We start from the raw sequence: 21,632 nt of genomic DNA, 5'->3' as shown, positions 1-21,632 counted from the left end.
AAAAGAGGCCAATCGGCCTCTTTTTTTAATTTTACTTTTAAATTCAATCGTTAGCCCGCTTTTAGCAGATCAGCGCAGGATTGATTAAGTAACTGACGACACCGCCACATACCGAGTGTTGCAACAACGATTGCGCCAGCAAGCGGAGAAATCCCCCACCAAGGCCAGTGCATATAAACCACTAGCTCAAACACCTGGGTTTTCAGCATGTACAGGGCAAACTCAGCAACAATCACAGCCAACAGGCCTGCAATTGCGCCTAGCAGAGCAAACTCAAATCCGGTTGCGGTGCGCAGCAGCCAGCCAGAGCCGCCAAAGGTGCGCAGCACAGCAAGCTCACGTTGACGTGTTGCCATGCCAGCTTCAGTTTGCGCAATCAGTACTAAGGCACTTGCCAGTAATACTAATGCCAATACCAAAGACAATGACAACGATACCTGATCAATAATCTGCCGTAACTGCTCAACCATAGCGCCAACATCAATCACAGAGATAGTTGGGAATTGCTGAATAAGCTGCAATACAACCTGGTTAGCAGTCAGCTCACTGCCCTGCGCAGCTAACTTGGCATTGTCTAAATGAAAGCTCGCCATCGAAGTATATGAAAAATCCTGCAAGGCTTTAGGGCGGAAAATCATAAAGAAATTTGGCTGCAAGGTTTCCCACTGCACTTGACGGAAACTTGCTACTTTAACTTCGACTTTTTGATTTTCAAGACTGTAGGTCAAAGTATCACCTAGCTTCAAGCCTAAACGTTCTGCGACTTCTGACTCGACTGACACTTCATCATCAGCTTGATTCCACTTACCCTCAACAATGTCATTATTCGGCGGTAAGGTTTCTCTATAGGTAAGATTAAGCTCACGTGAGATCCCCACACGTCCTTCAACACCGTTTTTCTCTTGCTCGCGCGAAATAAGCTCTTCACCATTGATATGGGTTAAGCGTCCGCGGATCACTGGATAAATATCGGTGGCCAATATTTGATGCGAGTCTAAAAACTGGTTGAGCGGCTGAGTATCTTCCGGCGCAATATTAACCAAAAAATAGTTAGGGGCGTTTTCTGGTAGCTGCTTTTGCCACTCATTAAGTAAGTCCTGACGCAGCGCAAGAATTGTCAGTAGCAATACTAGTGCACTGCTAAAACCAACCAGCTGCACAGCGTTTTGCCGTGCGCGGCGTCTAAGCCCTGCCAAAGCTAGCTGCAATGGGTTTGTGGTTCGCATGCCCACACCATGCCCAAGCCTGATAAGTGCAAAGCCAAGCACACTCAACAATGCGCCTAGCAGCAACACAGCCGATACCACCGTCATAGTGAGCGGCCAACTTTGCGAGTATAAATACCCAAGTAGCGCCATTGCTGACAAGCTGAGTAACAGATGCAGCCACATGCCTGCCTGAATACCCTCAAGCTGATTTTGCAACACCCGTAGTGGCGGAATGGACAACAGCCTTAGTAACGGATAAGCAGAGAACATAAAGGCGCTAATTAGGCCGGTTGTCACGCCGAGTAACACTGGGCGCAGATAAGGCGGCGAGTAAGCAGCAATTTCTGCAGGCAAGAACCCATTAATGACACTATCAAGAATGAAGCCACCAATTAGACCTAACACCACACCAAGGGCTGTCACCAACAATAAGTGCATGGCAAAAATCTGCCTGATTTGCTTGCCCGATGCACCAAAGGTTTTCAGCATGGCAACCACATCATAATGGCGCTGACAATAACGCTGCGCCGCAATACCAATGGCGGCGCAGGCAAGTGCAATACCCAACAAACTGGCCAGTAATAAGAAGCGCTCAGCGCGTTTAACGGCGCTCGCGATAGGTGAGTCACCACTTTGTACATCTACCCAGCGCTGCGAGTTATTTAGCATCGGCTTAACGGCTGTTTCAAACTCTGCAAGCACCTCGGCATCACCACTAAACTGATAGCGATATGTCACGCGGCTACCAGGCTGAATAATACCGGTCGCAGCCACATCGGCTAGGCGAATAAGCAACACAGGAGAAGACGCAAACGGGTTAAATCCACCGTCTGGCAAACGGCTGATCTCTTCGCTCATAGCAAAGTTGACTTCACCTAGCTCGATTTGTTGTGGGTAACCTAACAGGCCACCAAGGCGGTTCTCATACCAGGCTTCTAGCTCAGCCGGTAAAGCTTGCGTCTCACCTTGAGTAAGTTCAATCGCGCCTTTAAGCGGGTATTTATCTCCAACTGCTTTAATCGTCACTAACTGAAAGTTATCGCCGGCATAAACCATGGAGTTAAACTCCATATTCGTCACATGCTCAAGACCTAACTCAGTTGCTTTAGTTAAAATGCTAGGGTCAATTTCAATTGGAGAATTAATAATGCGGTCAGCTGCGATAAAGTTTGCCGCTTCGCCATTAATTGCCACTTGCAAACGCTCACTCACGCGAGCAAGTCCGCTTACAGACAATACCGCCAGTGTAATCGCCAGCACAATCAACACTAACTGCCCTTGTGCTAGCTCACGTTTAAATAATCGCCATGCTAATTGCCACGCCATTACACCGCCTCCGCTGCAACAGCTTGCCCTGTCGTATCTTGCTCGTTTGCTGCTTGAGACTCGGTTGTTTCAGTCAACACGCCGCTATCCATGGTTAGCTGACGAGCACAACGCTTGGCAAGATGTAGATCATGGGTAACCAGTACCAAAGTGGTGTCAGACTCCTGGTTTAATGCAAACAGCATATCGGCAATTTTATCGCCATTAGCGCTATCAAGGTTACCTGTTGGTTCATCGGCAAATAACACCTTAGGCTCGCAAATAAACGCGCGGGCAATTGCCACCCTTTGTTGCTCGCCACCTGAGAGCTGTTTCGGTAAATGGGTTAATCTGTGCCCTAAGCCAACGCGCTCTAGCATTTGCTCAGCTTTAGTTTTGGCATCGTTAACGCCTGCAAGCTCTGCCGGCAGCATCACGTTTTCCAGCGCGGTTAGGGTATCGACCAGCATGAAAGATTGAAAAATGAAACTGACTTTTTGCTTACGCAATGCGGCTTTTTGCTCTTCATTAAGGTTAGAAAGCCCAACACCATCAAGCATAATCTCGCCTTCAGTGGGTGTGTCTAGGGCGGCAAGCAACCCAAGTAAAGTTGACTTGCCAGAACCAGAAGGGCCGAGAATCGCCACACTCTCGCCTTGCTTGACATCCATATTAATGCCCTTGAGGATAGTAAGCTCTCCCTCTTGGGTTTCTACAGATTTTTTGAGGTTAGTAACGCGAATGGCACTTGCAATTAACTCACTGTTAGTCGACATACAATCCTTCTTTGTTTTATCTATTAAGCGTTTAGCGCTGGCTATGGCTGTCATCTTAAGCCTGATAGCTCCAACCCATGCTGCCACGATTTTAATCTTAGGTGATAGCTTAAGTGCTGGATACGGCATCGATGAAGATCAGGGTTGGGTATATTTGTTACAGCAAAACCTACCTCAACATCAAGTCATAAATGGCTCGGTGAGTGGCGAAACAACGGCAGGCGGATTGCGCAGACTGCCTAGCCTGCTTGACTCTAGCCAAGTTGACCTTGTGGTCGTTGAGCTTGGAGGAAATGATGGCCTGCGCGGCTTCAACCCTAAACAACTGAAATCAAATCTTACAAAAATCATTGATACCTCAATTAACGCAGGTGCTGAGGTATTACTTACCGAAATCATGGTGCCGCCAAACTATGGGCCGCGTTACGCTAAAATGTTTAATCAGGTTTATCATCAATTAGCTGATGATTATGACCTAACACTGGCACCATTTTTTATGCAAGAAATAGCACCTAACAAAGATTTAATGCAGCGCGATGGCATCCACCCCAATGCCAGCGCTCAACCGCAAATCACCCAATGGATGCAGCCCTATATCGAGCAGGTACTTGAGGCTAAATAAGCTCAGGTCGTATGCAATTCCCCCTACTTTGCTTGAGTCACTTGCCTTATATTTTGGCCGTGATTCAAGTTTCAATTTTGTCATCAAGTTGTCAATATCTTTACAAAAGTCATATTATTTTAAGGTTAATCCAGTAACATACGCTTAGCTTTTATATTGCTACACAATGTTTCGGCTAACCCTCACGTACAAGGGTCTCACGACTAAAAGGAAATAACATGTCAGTCAGTCGTCAAAAGAAAGTCTATTTACCGACCACGGCGCGAAAGAATCAGTACATTACCGTTGGCTTCCCACTTACCGATGAATTTTTGAGTCACTATAAAAGTATTGATGACTGTTACCGTGAATTCAGCAACCTAGTATTTAGCAAAGCCGAAGAATTTGAGCTCTACAATGTCCACGTTGTGGCAAGCGATAAATTGCCAGTAGTGCGTTTTCATACTGACTCATACTACTTCTCAACCCCTGAGCAGCTCAGGTTGTTTTACAACCCGGCGCACCATGAGGCAAACCGTTTATATACCACGCCAAATCATCGCGCTAAAAAGCTCAAAGTTGTGTTTTTATCAACGGGTGAAGACTTACGTAACAATGCTGCGCGCTTCCACGCGAAAATCCAGCAATTTACTAAAGCACTGATGGCAGAGCTACCAACTGTGCAGCTTGCGACTAAAATCCGAGATCACCAACATATCTCTTATGATTTCTTCGCCAAAAATAAAGGACGTAAAGAAACGTACGCTTACAAGCTTAGAAAGCTCAACAGTCGTTATCAACGCAGAGAATGCCAGCTACCTGAAAGTGTTAGCAGTCTCAACTATGTGATGATTACCCTACCAGTTGACCGTAAAATCAAGCGTCAATTCGTCACCGATAACGTCACTGACTATAACGAAAGCTATCAGCTAGTGAGCGATAAATTTGTAGAAGCAGCCAAGTCAAAACAGCTTAATCGTGTGGCTGTGATAGCCAATGATAAATTCCCGTTAGTTCGTAACAGTAAATACGATGAACTAACTAGCACTGACGAATTGCAAATGATTGGTTTTGATCCAGCTGACAACAACCCTGACCCGGTTTGTCATTGGGACGGTAGCCAGCTCGTTGAAGCGTTACGTTTTGTGATTGTAGCGGGTAAGGATGACGTGATTGATGAAGGTTATGGCCGCTTTATGAATCAGGTTGAAGATGCTCTGCGCAAATTTATTGGCGAATTTGATTTCGACAAAGAGCACATCGACTTAACTGTACGTTTCCACCAGCACTTAAGTTACAAAGCTTAAAGTAATGGTGCAATAGCGGGCAACTTAGCCTGTAGGCTAAGCTAGTCGCGACAAGTTTGTAGTAATACGTTAGTCGCGATAAGAGCGTTGTGATTATCTTCAAAGCCGACCTACAAAGGTCGGCTTTTTGTTTGACTATCAGAAGTTTGACAAACGCGGCACGTCACCCATGTTTCCCCCTCGAGCCCACTACGATCTTGCAAGCTCCCCTCACATATTCGCCTGACATTTACCTCCTGACACACAACCCTTACAAAAAGTGTGGCCACTTTTCACATTGATCTAAATCACATTCCCAAGGCATGTTGTTACTTAAGTGTTAAATGGCATTTACCTGTGCCTGCAGCTTTAACATTGTCTCTCTACAAATAAAAACTAAAGCAAAAACAAATAGCAGATAATAAAAAAGCAGGAGATGCTATGTTCAACAATAAATTAGCCTGGCTAATACCTACCATGGTTGCCACGGCTGTCAGTGTGGGGCTGACAGGTTGTGGCTCAGATGATGACGATACGCCCAAAGTGGACACCCCTGTGGTTCAGCCACCAGTATCGGGTCCAACTTTCCCTGAAGGTGCAATTATGGTTGACCCTGGCGACAACCTCACCATCAGTATTCAAGAAGCATTGATTAACGCCCAGTCAGGCGATGTTATCGTACTGCCAAAAGGTAACTTCAAGATTGAGTCAACCTTACTGTTTGACGGTGATGTCGACGGTGATGGTACCTTTGCGAAAAACATTACCATTATGGGTTATGGTCAGGATGAGACGATTTTAGACTTCTCCGAGGCAAACTCTGGTGATGGTATCTTTGTGCAAAACGCAGTTAATATCATCATTCAAGACTTATCGGTAAACGAAGCGAAAAACAACGGTATCAAGCTTAAAAATACCAATGGCATTATTCTGCGCCGCCTAGCTACAATTTGGGAAGGTGAGCTTGATCAAGACAATGGCGCGTATGGTCTCTACCCAGTTGAATGTCAAAATATCCTTATTGAAGACACCTATGTACGTGGTAGTGCTGATGCCGGTATCTATGTGGGTCAATCTGAGTACATAGTCGTTAGACGTAATATCGCCAAAGAAAACGTCGCCGGCATTGAAATTGAGAACTCAAAGTACGCCGATGTTTACGACAACGAAGCCATGGGCAATACCGGCGGTATCTTGATTTTTGATCTACCGATTAACAACCATAGATACGGCTCAAGCGTCCGGATATTTAATAACAAGGTTTACGATAACAACACCTTGAACTTTGCTAACGCGTCGTCAAACCCTGCAGGGGTACACATTGTGCCACCGGGAACAGGCGTAATTGTACTATCGACTGATGATGTTGAGATCTTCAACAACGAAATAACTAACCACGATACGGTTGGTCTAACCGTTTCAAGTTTCTTTATTGCTGAGCCTGATATTAGCACCTTTGTCGGTAACTATGGCCAACCAGGTCAAGCCATTGAAGATGGCTGGCGCCCAACGCCGCGTAATATCTTTATCCATGACAATAAAATCGAGAACTATGGCAGCAAGCCAAAAGGCTATTTGATTGAAGATGTGATTAAAGCTTACCTGTTTACCCACGGCAGCATGCCAGGCATCTTGTATGACGGTCTAGGAGAAATGCTTTCCAATAACGGCACTGCCGCTTACCTTGGCCTACAAGAAATGCCATTTGCGCAAGATGGTAGCGAGAATGTCTGTGCGCAAAACAATGGTGATGTAAGTTATGGTCGCCTGTTTGCCAACAGTAATACTGACATGAACGTGCCTGATACCTTGTATGAGGCAAAGCAAGCAGAAATCATGAACTGCTCGCAAGTTAGCCTACCTGTTCATACCGTTACCTTCGGAGAGGAGATCTTTGGTTGCGGCGTTGATGATGATACCGAAGGCTGTGATGGTGGCGTACTTATTGGCGGTGGCGGCACCATTGGTGAAGGTGAAGGTGGCCTAGAGGGCGATGGCGACCTAAGCCTTTGTGAAACGACCGGTAGCGAAGTTAACTGGTCAGCACTGACTGGGGCAAACTGCCCGAAATTGTCAGACTACAACCTGTTTGCCGATGCGAGCAATCCAACTGCCGCGCCAAACTCAGGTGGCCTACCGTATGATTTGAATAGTCCGCTATTTACCGATCATGCATCTAAGTATCGTTTTGTATACGTACCTGATGGCCAAAAAGCGAGCTTTGACGCAAACGAGGCATTTGACTTCCCAGTTGGCACCGTCATTAGTAAAACATTTGCGTTACCTGTAAATACCAATAATCGCGGTTTTGCTAACGAAGATTTAATTGAAACTCGCTTGCTTATCCGCCGTGAAACAGGCTGGAGCGCATTGCCTTATGTTTGGAATGCTGAAAAGTCAGATGCCATGCTGGCAAAAGCCGGTGCGATTCAAGGTAAAACACTCACGCACAAAGGCGAAACTTTTGACTTTGATTACGTGGTTCCTAGCATGAACCAATGTAAGCAGTGTCATCAGTTCAAAGCCAATGAAGACAGCAATGCTGTGTTTATGCCGCTAGGGCCAAAAGCGCGTCATTTAAATCGCACATATGCCTATAGCGATGGCAGCATGAATCAGCTGAGTAAATGGCAAGCTCATGGGATTTTAGACGGTGTACCTGCGCTAGATACAGTAGATAAAGTACCTGAGTTCCTCGATGACACTATGCTTGATTACGCCTCTATGTCAGATGCAGAGTTAATGAACACAGCTAAAGGTTACCTAGATATCAACTGTGCTCACTGTCACCGCCCAGAGGGTAATGCATCCAACACAGGTCTTAAGCTTGAATACTTTAGAGCTTATGACGAGGATGCTGGTTTCTCTCACGGTACCTGTAAGTCACCAGTTGCATACGGCGGCGGCAGTTTAGGGTTTGATATCGTGCCGGGCAGCCCAGAGGAGTCGATTTTACACTTCCGTATGGCAAGCAATGACCCGGGTGATCGCATGCCAGAGATTGGCCGCAGCCTATCTCATGAAGAAGGCGTAGCGCTCATTGCTGAGTGGATTAAACGCCTACCAGCGGCGTCATGCTCACCGCAATAAAATAAATCACACTTGAGCTGACATAAGTGTTCGCAGCCGCCTTGTTTATCCCAACAAACTTGGCGGCTGCTTTTATTTAGTTGCAGTGATTTAACCACCTAACCCATTTCCTCAGCTTGATGCCTTAGGGATCAATATATGCAAAACCTTCAGCTAACTCGTTTTACCCTTTTAGTCACCCTCTCAATTGTACTCACAGGGTGTGGCGGAGGAGGCGATGGTACTGCTGACACGCCAAGCGCCGTCTCACCGCCAGACAACAGTGCGGGTGACAATAGCGGCGGCACCGGTAGTGGCAATAACAGCCTGTGTGATGTGAATGCGACTAGCGTTAACTGGCAAGCGCTGATGCAAGAAGACTGCGACAGTCTTGCAGGCTATGGATTATTTGCAAGCCCCATTGAAGTGACCAAGGCACCTAACGCACCTGGGCTCGCCTACAAGCTCACTACTGAGCTATTTTCCAATTACGCCAGCAAATATCGCTTTATCTTTGTACCAGACGGGCAAAGCATGCAATATTCGCCTAACTCAGTATTTGACATGCCCCAAGGCACAGTACTCGTTAAGACCTTCGCCCTCCCTTTCGACACCCAAAAACTAGGTGCAGACAATGAGGTCAAAATCGAAACCAGGCTGCTTATTCATCGCGATTCAGGTTGGCAAGCACTGGCATATCAATGGAATCAAGAACAAACTCAGGCCAATCTAACTGTCGCTGGCGCAAATGTCAGCCACACCATGAACCATCAAGGCCAACAACTTAGTTTTGACTACCATATTCCCAGTAAAGCTGAATGTAAGATTTGTCATCAATCTTCTCTGGGCGAGCAAAGTAAAATCATCCCTATTGGCTTAAAAGCACATTTGCTCAATATGAGTCTTGGGAGCAATCAGGAAAACCAGTTACTACACTGGCAACAAACTGGCCTGCTCGAGATGCTTCCTGACATAGCGCAAGTCGCGCAAGCTTACGGACTAGATGATGAGTCAGCCTCGCTAAGTAGTCGCGCAAAAGGCTACCTAGATGTTAACTGCGCCCACTGTCACAACCCAACAGGGTTTGCCAGCATCTCAGGCTTGCGACTGGGCTTTGATGTTGATCATACAAGCTTTGAATATGGCATTTGCAAACAACCTCCAGGCTGGGATGGCGGCCCAGATGGGCTAGCTTATGACATAGTACCCGGCAATGGTAAGCGCTCTATTGTTCATAACCGCCAGGTGTTGTCTGAACCTAAAGATAAAATGCCGCCCCTAGGACGTGAAATCGTGCATACAGAAGGCGTTGACTTAATTGAGCGTTGGATAGACAGTTTGTCGCCGTCACTGGGCAGCTGCGTTGATGGTTAGTGATTTGTAGTAGCATGGCACTAACAGCGTCTTGCTGCTGACATAAAGCGCTGTGCTGCTACCATTAAGCGCTATGTTTTCAGATAACAAAGGTGTGTTTACGAGTTTAGTCTCAAGAAGTGCCCAGGCGGTAATCCGAGCCAGTGTTTGAAGCTTTGACGAAAATGGCTAGGGTCACTATAGCCAAGCAGTTCAGCGATTTGCTCTACCGTGAGTTTATCTTCAAGAATGAGTTTTATCGCTTGCTGGCTTCTGGCTAGGTCAACTAACTTCTGGTAACTGCTACCAGCTTGAGCTAGCTTGCGCCTTAAACTTCGATCGCTCATGTGCAACTCAGTCGCTGCTTCACCTAGCGCAGGTATCGCACTAATATTGCCCTTAATTAAATAGAGCACCTCGTCGATAAGTGATGGCTCAAGCGAAGCTGCTGATTTATCCGGCGAAGCATTAAAGTCATAATTAAGCGGCGTATCTAGGGTGTTCAGCGCGACAGCCCACTCAAAAAACTCACAACCATGCTGCACCCTCGCCCCTGTATAATCCTTAAGAAAGTGATGCTCTAATTCTTGCTGGGCTAAATGAATATCGGTCAACTCGATGGGCACATCAACAAGCTGGCGCGCCAGTGAAAGCAACGAGCACACAGAGTGCTGAAACTGAAACGCAAATGTCTCGGTATCCGCCTTGCCCGTGTTTAACCAGCGACACCAAAGCTTACCTTGCTCGACTCTAACAACATAGTCGCTAAAACTGCCCACAAGCTCTGGGTGCTTGAGTGCAAAACCAAGGCACTCGTTTAAACGGGTAAACCCGCGCAAATGTGGCAACAGTACATCTAAACTTTCAACAGTATTGGCTGCACCAAGCCTAGCGCCAATATCAGTATCTTTACTCAAGGTTCTCAGTGCTTCAAGGGCATACTCAACTTGCCATACATAGACAAAATGCACACTGTTAAGCTCAGCAACGCCTAAACCAATTTGCTGATATACATCAAGTACAGCACTCTCACCAAGCTCGGTTTGAATAAACTGCATCAGATTTCGAAGCTCAAATGCGGGATAACATTGATCGCCAAGCATTTTATTCGCTTGATATCCGGCGGGTACAGGCATGAATAGTTCCTTGAAACTAGGCTGAGCAAGCTCAGCCTAAAGTAGGTAAACAGCACATTCAGACTTAAAGCGTGTTATTACGCTCTGCGAGTCGATTGAAAATGGCATTGATACTTAACGATGCTCCATGAGCAATCTTATCTGCCAGCTTCTTTTTAGTTTGATATTTGATGCGCAGCACTTGATGTGTTTTTGCAAATTTAAGCAATAAGTCGTCACTGGTTGCAATTTCATCCACAAGGCCAAGCTCAATTGCTTGCTGACCATACCAATGCTCACCAGTAGCCACTTTGGCAATGTCCATATCAGGGCGGTATTTACCCACAAACTCTTTAAACAGCACGTGGGTTTCTTCAAGCTCTTGCTGGAATTTGCCGCGACCTTCATCTGTATTCTCACCAAATACCGTTAAGGTGCGTTTAAAATCACCCGCTGTGTGCTGCTCATAGTCAATATCATGCTTTTTCAATAAGCGGTTAAAGTTGGGCAACTGAGCAACCACACCAATAGAACCAACAATGGCAAACGGCGCTGAATAAACCTTGTTAGCCACACAAGCCATCATATAGCCGCCAGATGCTGCTACTTTATCAATACAAATCGACAGTGGAATATCAGCACTACGCAAACGGTCAAGCTGACTTGAAGCAAGACCATAGCCGTGCACCATGCCACCACCACTTTCTACATTAACCAGAACTTCGTCGTCTTTGTCGGCAATGGTCAAAATAGCCGTAACTTCTTCACGCAACGATGCCACTTCGTGAGCATCAATACTGCCTTTAAAATCGACCACAAACAGTTTCTTGCGTGCTTCTTCCTGCTTATCTTGCGCTTTTTGCTCTTCCTTACGCTGTTTTTGGTACGCCTTGAATTGCTTCTTAGTTAATAACTCTTCTTTCAAGCCATCAGTTAACTCTTCAAGCTGCTCTGATACATCAGTGAGCTTCAATTCGCCCTTATCAGACTTTTGCTTAATACTTGATGCTAAAGTCACAATGACTACCGCTAATATAGCTACCACTACAGTCACGGCTTTCGCGAGAAACATGCCGTACTCTGATAAAAATTCCAAACTTGACTCCGTTAACTAATAATCATTTCTAATATCTGAACCAGCCGACATACTAGCAGCTATCACTAGGGACATAAATAATGGATACGTTTTGCAACAAAATAGTACCCTAGACACGAAAAAGCCCAGCATAGCTGGGCTTTTGATTATTGTGTTCTACGCATTAACCGCCACAACTTTGAAGCACGCTAGTATCGCTTACCACAACCGTCGCTGAACCTAAGCCAGCAGTTTGCGCGAAGCGTGAAACTTGCTGCTGCATTTCGATGGTAGCTGCTTCAGCTTTGCCATCTGTGACACCAGGGATTTCACTTGGGCTAACCAGTGAACTATGGTGACCTTTTGCAAAGCGTACTGCGCTTGAACCTGCAGCAGTGCTATCAGCACAACCTAAGCCTAAGCCTGAAATTAATGGCTCAGTACCAGATAGCGGGAAGCCTTCTACGCGATTAGGTAGAACTTGATCTGGTAGGTTAGTTGCATCACCCACTACTTCAATTAAGTGAACAGGAAGGTTAGTTGCCGCTAACTGAGTTGCATGGTTAATTGGATCTGCACCATCTACCGCAGTTTGCACTGCAAGTGCAAATGATGGGATAAAGCCAGCATACACTGCGTTAACCAAGGCTTCGTACTCAGGTGTGCCTGGTTGATAACCGGCAGTATTCGCTTCATCAACCAAAGCTTGGAACTCTGCAGTGCCTAAAACGGTTTGATAAAGGATAGGACCGAAGGTCTCTGAACCGACGAACGTACCTGCAAGGCCACCAGAAGGAGCAACTAATGATGCCGCATTAACTGCGTATGCATTTGGCAGTGCAGTACCCGTCGCAGGGTCAACTAGACCAGTACTTGCATAGGTAGAAGTTGTCGAGCCAACAATTGCACCTAAGCTAAGACCTTGCAGGCTAACTTTACCGATATCAAACATCTGCGGCGCACCGGCTTGCGCTAGTTGCTGATACAGACCTGTTAATAATAAACGTAGGCCTAAGTGATCCATTGTTGCTTGGCGGAAGTTATCACGTACAGTCAGCGTACTTGCGATATTGACGAATACTAGTGGGTTACCATTAGCAAACTCAGCTTCTTTACCAATACTTGCAGCAAACTCTGGTGACGTTGCAGACATTTCATAAATGCCGTCGCCATTAGCATCATAAGAGCGCTCGCCATGAAGCGGCATATCAATAGCAATTGTCGCTATACCTGCTGCTGCATACATACCCGCATAGGCTAGAGACATTTCTTTACCGCCGCCTAAACCGTGCATTGCGATGGTTGCAGGCCAGCCGTTTGTAGGTGCAGTAAATTGCAGGCTATTAGCTGTATTGAACGCCTCAACCTTAGCTGCATTTGGCATAGAGATAAGTACATTCACTTCTTCGTAGTGAGTCACTTTAGCTACTGGGTTGAATTTAGTCAGATGCTTAGTTGCATCGACTGGATTACCGTCATCTAATTGCCATTCATAACCGACTAACACTGCTGGGTTGGTAAGTGCCTCACTTGGGTCGATACCATAACCCGACGCTTGCTGGATGAAGTTTGACTGTGACAATGTGCCTGCTTCAAGCGCTGACAAAACGGCAATTGGGCTATCACCACGCGCCATCCAACGACCATTTGGTGCAGTTGGCGCACCATCTACAATCGGGATAACACAGTCAGTCGATGAACAATCACCATAAATTGGTAGATTGATTTTCGCTGTATACACATCAGCAAGATCCGACAATACATATGCTAGACCATCAGTTGGTGATAAACCTGCAGCTTGCGCCACGGTAACCACGCCACCAAAGCCGTTGTCCATCGGCATCGGAGGTTGAACAAATGAAGGTGTATAACGTGGATCGCCAGCCATTAGCAACTTAGTGGTTTCATACACATCTGCCACTGCTTGCGTGGTAAATAAACCAGCGTAAGTAATAGATGCAGCATCAACACCATGCGCTGCAGCCATGCCCTTTTCGTAACTGTTTACTAGACCTTGTAAGAACAACTGATCTGGCGTTTCAAGGGCTTAGTATCGATATCAAGCTTCAACAAGTTATAGGTCGTTGATGGCTCAATTGCGCGGCCAAGCGAATCTTCAATTAAGCGCGTCGTCGCATAGATATAAGATTGATTTGGTTTAAGCGCTTTTAGTGGAATAACGGCAATGGTGTCGCCCACAGCTTGCGTCACAAAATCAACGCCAAACTGCAGCTCGGCGCCAACTTTACACGCTGACACACTCAGAGCGCCGGTACACTCAGGGTCTGTTGATAATGGACCGCCAACGGTTGCTTCAAACATACGCACGGCACCAGGCTGTTCAACTGAGGCTTTGCTCAGTGTTAATGGCGTACCGTTATTGTCGGCTAAGTCCAATTCAATAGAGATTGGAGAAGTTGTCGACCAACCGTCAAGCGCACCAATTGCGAGTAAAGGGTCAAGGTAATCGGTACCATCTTCACCTGGCATGTTAATCGTGCCATCAGTGGTGCCGTTAAAAAGTAGGTCATTTGGAACGGGTAGTTCACTATTGGCAGGATCGAACACCATGTGAGAAGAAGGCACTAAGGTTTCAGTATTATTTCTTGCTTTGTTGAAACTGTCTTCTGAGCAGGCTGTGAGTCCAAGAGCAGATGTTATTGCAACACCCAACATGAGTCTTTTCATCTTTTTTCCCCAAATCTTGTTGTAATTGTTTTGTTTCCCCAAAAAATTGGTCACAATAGTGCAACTCTATGACCAAAAGGACATATTTTTATCCTTATTAGCACTCAAGTTAACGCAAAATTAGCGACTTAGCTACAAGTTTGTTACATAAGAACCGGCTTGCTGTGCTTTTTTATCAGTCATTTGTTTTAAACAGTTGTTTATCGCCATTGTAAATATAGATTTGATGGGCTTTTGAGCCCTTAGGAATGATTTGAAGATGTTGGAATTTCAAGCAACAAAAGATTTGTTAATTAATAAAACGATCCTAGTAACTGGCGCTGGCGACGGTATTGGTAAAGCCGCTGCGCTGAGTTATGCCAAATATGGTGCAACGGTTATCTTGCTAGGTAAAACAGTGAAAAAGCTTGAAACTGTCTACGACCAAATCATCGCTCAAGGCTCACCACAACCGGCAATTATTCCGCTCGATTTAAAAGGCGCAACTGAGCAAAATTATAAAGATATGGCTGAAACAATTGAGGAGCAATTCGGCCATTTAGACGGCGTATTGCATAACGCCTCACTGCTAGGTGCGCTTGGGCCATTTGAGCATCTAGATGCTAAGTCACTAGAAGATATTATGAAGGTCAATGTCACAGCGCCTGCCATTATGACCAAAGCATTACTGCCAGTGCTGCGTAAAGCGCCAAATGCATCAATTATCTTCACCTCAAGTGGTGTTGGCCGTAAAGGCCGTGCATTTTGGGGGCCATATAGTTTCTCTAAATTTGCCACAGAAGGCATGATGCAAGTACTTGCTGATGAATGTGATGAAACCTCGGTTCGCGTTAACAGCATCAACCCAGGCGCAACCCGCACCGAAATGCGCGCTAAAGCTTACCCAGCTGAAGATCCGATGGCACTAAAAACACCAGAAGACATTATGCGTACTTACTTGTACTTGATGGCAGATGACTCAAAAGCGGTTAACGGTGAGGCGCTAAGCGCTCAGTAACGCATATTCTCCTGCTGCATTTAGCGCTAAATTAAATGTACAAAACATAAAAAAACCGAAGCGATATGCTTCGGTTTTTTACTTGTTGGCAAATATAATTTGCTTAGCTTAACGCATATGCAAGCTACAAACTGATGCGCTGGGCATTTTGGGCGATGAGTTTCTCACCTATACCTTTCACCTGCGTGAGTTCTTGCTTACTCTTAAACTTACCGTGAGCTTTACGATACTCAACAATCGCTTTGGCTTTCGCTTCCCCAATCCCTTTTAGCGTTTGCAACTGGGCGACACTAGCCTTATTGATATTCACTGATGCAAGCTTTGCATCGTTAACTGCAGACTTCATCTCTTTGCTGGCATTGGCAGGCACTGCTGCTTGAGCTGATTTTTTGAGTTGCGTAGATTGAGTTGCTTGTTTCTCTAAGCCTGCTTGAACGCTGGCCGTATAAGTCATCGCGCAGCTTAAAGCTAAAGCCAGCGCACTAGTGATCAAAAGTGATTTCATTATGTCTCCTAATATCCTTTAGTTAACACTGCTCTGTAATCCTTATCCCTGAGCGGTGCAATTTTTATAGCTCGATAATTTTGAGCCAAAGTGAGTGAGCTGAACTGAAAAGCGTTATATTAAGCAAACACTAATACAAGCCAGCAGCAACTAAAGTTAGACGACATTTTTGAAAGTGCAAATTACCGCACTCCAAACTAAAAAAGATAAAGAACCTACCTTCCAAATAAGGTTGCTTTGCTTTACCCCACAAAAGGGGCCTAGTCTAACTGGCTTAAGTTATCATCTTGAGTTGCAAATTATTAAAGCAGCCATATATGGAAAGCTAAGCTAGCGCGCCAGCTTATCGCTATCAGGCTGCTTGTTATCCACGGAGCTCGTGGCAGATAAACTCTCTTTGGTAAAAGCTTTAAGTTCAGAAAGCAATTGCTGATAAACCTTACGCAGCTTGGGTCTTTTGTTTTCGCTAAACGCTACCGGTCTACACAAGCCCATTGCTTGATAGCCTAAACGCGCGGTAAGCAAGCCGCCACCTATGCCCTGCGCTACTCGTGTAGATAACTTACCAGTGACTTCCATTGACATCATTTGCGTGCCCAAATCGGTGACAACTTCGCTGGCACCCGCGTAAATAATGTTCGTCACAATGGCGCGAATAAGCTTAATACGGCTCCAGTAGCCTAACTCTATGCCATAGATTTGCGCGATTTGACTGATCATTTTCTGGTTGCGCCACAAAATAATTGCCATATCTAGCGCTGCAAGGGGGCTTGCAGCTAACAATACAGCGGCTTCTGCAGCAAAGCGGCTCACCACTTTAGATGCTTTGGCATCTCGTTCTTCAACTACTACTGATTCAAATAACGCGAGTTTTTCCGCATCATTATGCTCCGCGGAAATACTTGAGGCATATTTGCTTACCGCAGCAGACTGGCCATATTGCTTAAGTAATTTATTAATAAACTTATCTGCTTCGCCAGTTTGTACGCTTTGCGATAAACGCTGCGCAACTTGTTGATGTTGGTCGATATCACGTAGCTGTTTTAGCTTGCGATACTCAATCAAGGCTCCCCTTCCCGCCCAGGCTGAGACAATTGCGAGTACAAAAGCATAAAAGCCAAACAACCAAGGGCTTTGTGAAGCTGCCGTAACGAGCGCCAATACCGTTTGCACCACGACTAAACTGAGTAAGCTCAATAAGGTTAATTTAGTTAGTTTAGATACGCCCTTTACTGGCGTCACCACTCCAGGAGGGATGTGCTTATCTAGTGTTTCAATAAGTTGCTGCTCACTGACAAACTCATCGCCAGTAAATGCTTGTTGCGGCTTTAAGCTGTGATTAGTGTCAGCAGCTTCATCAGACATCAAATGACTTTTGCTCTCTGTGACTGAATTTGGAGAGGCTTTAGCTTTAGTTTCAGCCTCATCTAAAATGACCTGGTCATTGGACTCAAATACTTGTTGTTTTTTAATCATCGCTACACCTATAACAACTTGTCGCCGAGCAGGTACTCAAGTAAATGATCAAGACGAATGTGATCAAAGTGACCATCACTACTAGCAGGCTGCGGGTTAAACTCAGTAAAGTTGAAACCTTGCTGTTGCCAAAAGTCAGTCTTAGGTAACCGACTTGGCACCTCGCCCGGATACACTGTCAAACTTTGGTTATCTCTAGTGAATCCATTCACCACTTCTTGTTGACCATTTGCGGTTTTCACCATGCCATGTTTAGTGGCCTTAATGGCGCTAATCGCCATGGTTTCGACATCACAGCCCTCAAATGTCGCTAGGTGATGGCTCTGTTTTAGCATGTCATTGAGAAGCTTGAGCAGATTACCTTGTTGATCGCGCGTCACTCTATCCACCTGACTGGCGCAAAAAAGTAACTTATCAATTTTGGGTGAAAACAAACGCCGTAATAGGCTCGATTGACCAAACTGGAAACTTTGTAAAATGTGGTTAAGCGCCTGTCCCATATCATCAAATTGACCACGACCTTTATTTAACGCGCTCAAGCAATTGACCAAGACCACTTGGCGGTCAAACTTTGAAAAATAATCTTGATAAAACGGTTTCACCACCTGTGATACGTATTCCTGATATCGCTGCTTAAGCACTTGGTAATAGCTGTCGCTAGCGTATTCATTAGCCTTTTGATGCTCGCTATCGCTTAACGCTAACAATGGAACAAAGGCGAGTAATGGTGTGTTTTCAAACTCTCCCGGTAATAGCATTCTTCCTGGCTGCGCATTATAAAAGCCTTTGTTTCGCACCAGATCCACCAGCAAAGTTTGATACAACTCGGCAAGCTGCTTCAACACTTGTTCATCTGCCTGCTCATTAAGTGGTAATTGACTTGCCTGCTTGCTAAAGGCTTCATAATACTCGCTTTGCTTAAGCAGCTCAGTGCGGCTAGCCTGGGATAAACACCACTGACTAAAGCTTAGTTGCATCATAGGTAAATCAAGCAACCATTCGCCTGGATAATCAATAATGTCAACATACAAAGTCGCGGTATCGGTTAGCTTGGCTAATACGCCTTGCTCTGGGCGATAGCGAATAGCTAAACGCAGCTCAGTAATATTGCGGGTCGATGCTGGCCATAAAGGGGTATCTGATTGCAAACTGGTTAGCGCGCCATGATAATCAAAGCTAGCAATACCTAAATCTGGCTGCAGGGTTTTCTTAACCCCAAGCAGTCGTGACTCACGACTGACTTGCCAAAGCGGTAGCTTATTTTGTGAGGGGCCACAGCTATTAAGCATTTGATTGACAAGGCCAGTAATAAATGCAGTTTTTCCTGCGCCAGAAAGGCCTGTCACCGCAAGGCGAACATGGCGGTCTGTGGTGCGATTGATAAGAGATTGAGTTTGAGCAGTCAGTTTATTTAGCGAACGGTCAAGCAGACTCATTAAGATACCTATAAAAACAAAGGGCGGATAAACCGCCCATTAGAATGACTATAGATTGTCGATTTGCCGTTTTAGATCAAAGTTGTCTGAGGTGACATGTCGCTCTAATCTTTGTAGGCGGATCTCCAACTGTCTGAAATTACGATTAACATCAAACAGTGCTTTTTTTGCTGGTTCACCAGCTTGCCATACCTTCTTTTTTAACTCGATATCTGAAGCTTGCTTTGGCTGCGCCTCAGAGGGTTTGGTATCAAGTATCATCCACAATGCAATATAGATGATAAATACAAAGCCCGAACCACCTAATAAGAAGATAGAAACAGCTAATACGCGCACTAACCAGGTTTCAAAGTTGAAGTAGTCAGCAATACCTGCGCAAACACCGGCAATCTTCCCTGATGTCGGGTTACGGTAGAGTGTTCTACCATTAGTTGTGCTCATGTTTTGCCCTCCACTCTGGAGACTCAGAATCTAGAATCGCTTCTAATGTCTCAATGCGTTGACCCATTTTATCTGCTTGGTCAATTAGCTCGTTTAACTGTGCAAATTCTTCCTCTGTGAGTCCCTGGCTCACTTGTCGCTTACTGCGATAATGAAGAATCAACCAAATTGGCGCCACAACTACTAGAAAAATGATAATTGGGGCAATAAGTAGATCCAGATCCATAACTCACCTCGAAAAAATTAAGCTTCAGTTTTAGTTGATTTTTTAGATTTCACCTTGGCTTTAAGTGCTGCCAACTCGTCATTGATAGAGTCTTCAGCTTCTAATGCAGCAAACTCATCGGCTAAGGTGTTCTTCTTACCTACATCGTAAGACTCAACTTGCGCTTCTAAACCTTCAACGCGGCGCTCATATTGCTCAAACTTAAGCATCGCATCATCAATTTTGCTTGAATCAAGCTGCTTTTTTACTTCAAGGCGCGAAGTCGCAGTTTGATTACGCATAATGATGGTCTTTTGACGAGCACGCGCATCATTTAGCTTCTCTTGTAGTTGTGCAACTTCGTCTTTTAGACGCGTGATATGCTCTTCAACTACTTGTAGCTCCATTTCTAATGTTTCAAGCAAGGTTACGGTTTTTTGCTTTTCCATTAGTGCCGCTTTTGCTAAATCTTCACGGTCTTTCGACAGTGCTAGTTCAGCTTTTGCTTGCCAGTCTTGAACCTGCTGTTGCACTTTACCAATGCGGCGCAGTAGTTCTTTCTTTTCAGCTAACACTTTTGCTGAAGTTGAGCGTACTTCAACTAAGGTGTCTTCCATTTCTTGGATGATAAGGCGAACCATTTTTTCTGGATCTTCAGCCTTATCGAGTAAAGCGCTGATATTTGAATTTACGATATCTGCAAAGCGAGAAAAGATTCCCATAATAAGTTCCTCAGGTTATGTTGATGTCGTAAAACTTAATTCATTAACCGTGCCAAGTTTTAGTATTTAATTAAAATCAACATGTTAGGTGATATTTAAAGTTTTTCTTTCAATTGTACGGTTAGCCATCTATTATGATTTTCACCACTTATTAGCGTAAAAGACTAACACCCAGTGAGTAAACAATTTCAACAAGATAACCTCATCGGCCAGTCCAATGCTCTATTGGAAGTACTAGAGCATGTGTCAAAGATTGCCCCTCTGTCTAAACCCGTTCTGATTATTGGTGAACGTGGTACGGGTAAAGAGCTAATAGCAGAAAGACTACATTATTTATCAGCAAGATGGGATCAAAGTTTTATCAAGCTGAACTGTTCATCATTAAGCGAAAACTTACTTGAAAGTGAGCTATTTGGTCATGAATCAGGTGCGTTTACGGGGGCTAAAGGTAAACACGAAGGCCGCTTTGAGCGCGCTGATGGCGGCACGTTATTTTTAGATGAATTAGCAAACACGTCTGGTTTGATCCAAGAAAAGCTACTTCGGGTAATCGAATACGGAGAGTTTGAACGTGTTGGCGGCAGCAAAACAGTGCAAACTGACGTGCGCCTTATTTGCGCCGCTAACGAAGACTTGCCGTCACTAGCTGAAAATGGTGAGTTTCGTGCTGACTTACTCGACCGCCTAGCTTTTGATGTGATCACCTTGCCGCCGCTGCGTAATCGCACCGAAGATATTATGGAGCTTGCCGAATACTTCGCAATCAATATGGCACGTCAACTTGGATTAGACTTTTTTGGCGGATTTAGCCCGCTCGCCACTGAGCAGCTAATGATCCACTCGTGGCCTGGCAATATTCGTGAGCTTAAAAACGTCGTTGAACGCAGCGTTTACCGTGAAGGCTCAGAAGGGCAAGAGATCCAAAACATCGTCCTCGACCCTTTTGCCTCACCATATCGACCTAAAAAACGCGTTAAAACCATTGAGCGCCAAGCGCAAGTGCCAGTTGCAGTAACAGAAACCAACGAACCGGCTGCAACAACTCAAGAGCCAAGCGAAAAACAACAAGCGCCAGCAGCAGTTAGCTTCCCGCTGAACTTTAAAGAGCACACAGAGCAACAAGAAATAAGCTTACTGCAACAAGCCTTAGCTGAAGGACAATTTAATCAAAAGAAAACTGCTGAGTTACTGGGGCTAAGTTACCACCAACTGCGGGGTATTTTGAAAAAATACAACTTGCTAGATAAAGCATAACTGTCACTATCTATAACATTACACAACTGCAGCTTTTAACAGCAATAAGCAAATTAATATGGGGGCAATTGCCCCTATGTTGTTTACACTGTTAGAATAACTGCCTTAACGTATACAAAA

General features: G+C 45.2%; 16 protein-coding genes and 1 pseudogene. 6 read left to right on the top strand and 11 right to left on the bottom strand.

Annotated elements, in window-relative coordinates; all coding sequences use genetic code 11:
- Positions 1-50: 50 nt before the first annotated feature.
- Complete coding sequence (locus EXU30_RS17090; protein WP_130602061.1) at positions 51-2,534, bottom strand: ABC transporter permease; 2,484 nt, start codon at positions 2,532-2,534, stop codon at positions 51-53.
- Positions 2,534-3,289 carry an ABC transporter ATP-binding protein gene (locus tag EXU30_RS17085; protein WP_130602059.1) on the bottom strand — a complete coding sequence of 252 codons (756 nt, stop codon included), beginning with the start codon at positions 3,287-3,289 and terminating at the stop codon, positions 2,534-2,536. The genes EXU30_RS17090 and EXU30_RS17085 overlap by 1 nt, the downstream gene beginning before the upstream one ends.
- Before the next feature lie 43 nt (positions 3,290-3,332).
- Here EXU30_RS17085 and EXU30_RS17080 point away from each other — a divergent pair, with 43 nt between their 5' ends.
- The 4 genes from EXU30_RS17080 (at position 3,333) to EXU30_RS17065 (ending at position 9,619) form a co-directional block, all read left to right on the top strand.
- Complete coding sequence (locus EXU30_RS17080) at positions 3,333-3,911, top strand: arylesterase (protein WP_130603573.1); 579 nt, start codon at positions 3,333-3,335, stop codon at positions 3,909-3,911.
- A 218-nt stretch (positions 3,912-4,129) separates the two neighbouring features.
- Entirely contained in the window at positions 4,130-5,197 is a 1,068-nt protein-coding gene (locus tag EXU30_RS17075) for a DUF3083 family protein (protein WP_130602057.1), read from the top strand.
- Positions 5,198-5,617: 420 nt separating this feature from the next.
- Entirely contained in the window at positions 5,618-8,266 is a 2,649-nt protein-coding gene (locus tag EXU30_RS17070) for a parallel beta-helix domain-containing protein (RefSeq protein ID WP_130602055.1), read from the top strand.
- Positions 8,267-8,404: 138 nt separating this feature from the next.
- On the top strand, positions 8,405-9,619 hold the full coding sequence (locus EXU30_RS17065) for an SO2930 family diheme c-type cytochrome (RefSeq protein ID WP_130602053.1): 1,215 nt from the start codon (positions 8,405-8,407) through the stop codon (positions 9,617-9,619).
- A 98-nt stretch (positions 9,620-9,717) separates the two neighbouring features.
- Here the strand turns inward: EXU30_RS17065 and EXU30_RS17060 are convergent, their stop codons facing one another.
- The 3 genes and pseudogenes from EXU30_RS17060 to EXU30_RS17050 all read right to left on the bottom strand — a co-directional run bounded on the left by EXU30_RS17060 (position 9,718) and on the right by EXU30_RS17050 (position 14,476).
- Entirely contained in the window at positions 9,718-10,734 is a 1,017-nt protein-coding gene (locus EXU30_RS17060; RefSeq protein WP_130602051.1) for an AraC family transcriptional regulator, read from the bottom strand.
- Between the two features lie 64 nt (positions 10,735-10,798).
- Positions 10,799-11,809, bottom strand: a complete 1,011-nt coding sequence (gene sohB, locus EXU30_RS17055; RefSeq protein WP_130602049.1) for a protease SohB — start codon at positions 11,807-11,809, stop codon at positions 10,799-10,801.
- Between the two features lie 163 nt (positions 11,810-11,972).
- A pseudogene (locus EXU30_RS17050) lies at positions 11,973-14,476 on the bottom strand (VolA/Pla-1 family phospholipase).
- 259 nt (positions 14,477-14,735) lie between these two features.
- Here EXU30_RS17050 and EXU30_RS17045 point away from each other — a divergent pair.
- Complete coding sequence (locus EXU30_RS17045) at positions 14,736-15,473, top strand: YciK family oxidoreductase (RefSeq protein ID WP_130602047.1); 738 nt, start codon at positions 14,736-14,738, stop codon at positions 15,471-15,473.
- A 124-nt stretch (positions 15,474-15,597) separates the two neighbouring features.
- Here EXU30_RS17045 and EXU30_RS20715 read toward each other — a convergent pair whose 3' ends face one another.
- The 6 genes from EXU30_RS20715 to pspA all read right to left on the bottom strand — a co-directional run bounded on the left by EXU30_RS20715 (position 15,598) and on the right by pspA (position 20,258).
- Positions 15,598-15,978 carry a ComEA family DNA-binding protein gene (locus EXU30_RS20715; RefSeq protein WP_130602045.1) on the bottom strand — a complete coding sequence of 127 codons (381 nt, stop codon included), beginning with the start codon at positions 15,976-15,978 and terminating at the stop codon, positions 15,598-15,600.
- Positions 15,979-16,308: 330 nt separating this feature from the next.
- Positions 16,309-17,454: a TIGR01620 family protein gene (locus EXU30_RS17035; protein ID WP_130602043.1), complete on the bottom strand. Its 1,146-nt coding sequence runs from the start codon at positions 17,452-17,454 to the stop codon at positions 16,309-16,311.
- 8 nt (positions 17,455-17,462) lie between these two features.
- Positions 17,463-18,890: a YcjX family GTP-binding protein gene (locus EXU30_RS17030; protein ID WP_130602041.1), complete on the bottom strand. Its 1,428-nt coding sequence runs from the start codon at positions 18,888-18,890 to the stop codon at positions 17,463-17,465.
- Between the two features lie 48 nt (positions 18,891-18,938).
- A complete protein-coding gene (gene pspC, locus EXU30_RS17025; RefSeq protein WP_130602039.1) occupies positions 18,939-19,331 on the bottom strand; it encodes an envelope stress response membrane protein PspC in 393 nt (130 codons plus the stop codon).
- Entirely contained in the window at positions 19,318-19,557 is a 240-nt protein-coding gene (gene pspB / locus EXU30_RS17020; RefSeq protein ID WP_130602037.1) for an envelope stress response membrane protein PspB, read from the bottom strand. The genes pspC and pspB overlap by 14 nt, the downstream gene beginning before the upstream one ends.
- A gap of 17 nt (positions 19,558-19,574) precedes the next feature.
- Positions 19,575-20,258 (bottom strand): phage shock protein PspA, encoded by a 684-nt coding sequence (gene pspA / locus EXU30_RS17015; protein ID WP_130602035.1) that lies wholly within the window; start codon positions 20,256-20,258, stop codon positions 19,575-19,577.
- 174 nt (positions 20,259-20,432) lie between these two features.
- Here pspA and pspF point away from each other — a divergent pair, with 174 nt between their 5' ends.
- The gene (gene pspF / locus EXU30_RS17010; RefSeq protein WP_130602033.1) at positions 20,433-21,512 is read left to right on the top strand and encodes a phage shock protein operon transcriptional activator; all 1,080 of its coding nucleotides are present in this window, start codon (positions 20,433-20,435) and stop codon (positions 21,510-21,512) included.
- Positions 21,513-21,632 lie beyond the last annotated feature (120 nt).

The organism is Shewanella maritima (genome assembly GCF_004295345.1).
Taxonomy (GTDB): Bacteria; Pseudomonadota; Gammaproteobacteria; order Enterobacterales; family Shewanellaceae; genus Shewanella; species Shewanella maritima.
Note: the sequence above shows the minus strand (reverse complement) of the source record. Positions and strands in the feature narration are given on the sequence as shown.

Excerpts from the sequence above, each read along its gene's own strand:
- EXU30_RS17035 (WP_130602043.1), bottom strand. The coding sequence starts at position 17,454 with ATGATTAAAAAACAACAAGTATTTGAGTCCAATGACCAGGTCATTTTA.
- EXU30_RS17085 (WP_130602059.1), bottom strand. The coding sequence starts at position 3,289 with ATGTCGACTAACAGTGAGTTAATTGCAAGTGCCATTCGCGTTACTAAC.
- pspA (WP_130602035.1), bottom strand. The coding sequence starts at position 20,258 with ATGGGAATCTTTTCTCGCTTTGCAGATATCGTAAATTCAAATATCAGC.
- EXU30_RS17030 (WP_130602041.1), bottom strand. The coding sequence starts at position 18,890 with ATGAGTCTGCTTGACCGTTCGCTAAATAAACTGACTGCTCAAACTCAA.
- EXU30_RS17060 (WP_130602051.1), bottom strand. The coding sequence starts at position 10,734 with ATGCCTGTACCCGCCGGATATCAAGCGAATAAAATGCTTGGCGATCAA.
- EXU30_RS17045 (WP_130602047.1), top strand. The coding sequence starts at position 14,736 with ATGTTGGAATTTCAAGCAACAAAAGATTTGTTAATTAATAAAACGATC.
- pspC (WP_130602039.1), bottom strand. The coding sequence starts at position 19,331 with ATGAGCACAACTAATGGTAGAACACTCTACCGTAACCCGACATCAGGG.
- EXU30_RS17065 (WP_130602053.1), top strand. The coding sequence starts at position 8,405 with ATGCAAAACCTTCAGCTAACTCGTTTTACCCTTTTAGTCACCCTCTCA.
- EXU30_RS17075 (WP_130602057.1), top strand. The coding sequence starts at position 4,130 with ATGTCAGTCAGTCGTCAAAAGAAAGTCTATTTACCGACCACGGCGCGA.
- EXU30_RS17070 (WP_130602055.1), top strand. The coding sequence starts at position 5,618 with ATGTTCAACAATAAATTAGCCTGGCTAATACCTACCATGGTTGCCACG.
- pspB (WP_130602037.1), bottom strand. The coding sequence starts at position 19,557 with ATGGATCTGGATCTACTTATTGCCCCAATTATCATTTTTCTAGTAGTT.
- EXU30_RS17080 (WP_130603573.1), top strand. The coding sequence starts at position 3,333 with ATGGCTGTCATCTTAAGCCTGATAGCTCCAACCCATGCTGCCACGATT.
- EXU30_RS17090 (WP_130602061.1), bottom strand. The coding sequence starts at position 2,534 with ATGGCGTGGCAATTAGCATGGCGATTATTTAAACGTGAGCTAGCACAA.
- EXU30_RS20715 (WP_130602045.1), bottom strand. The coding sequence starts at position 15,978 with ATGAAATCACTTTTGATCACTAGTGCGCTGGCTTTAGCTTTAAGCTGC.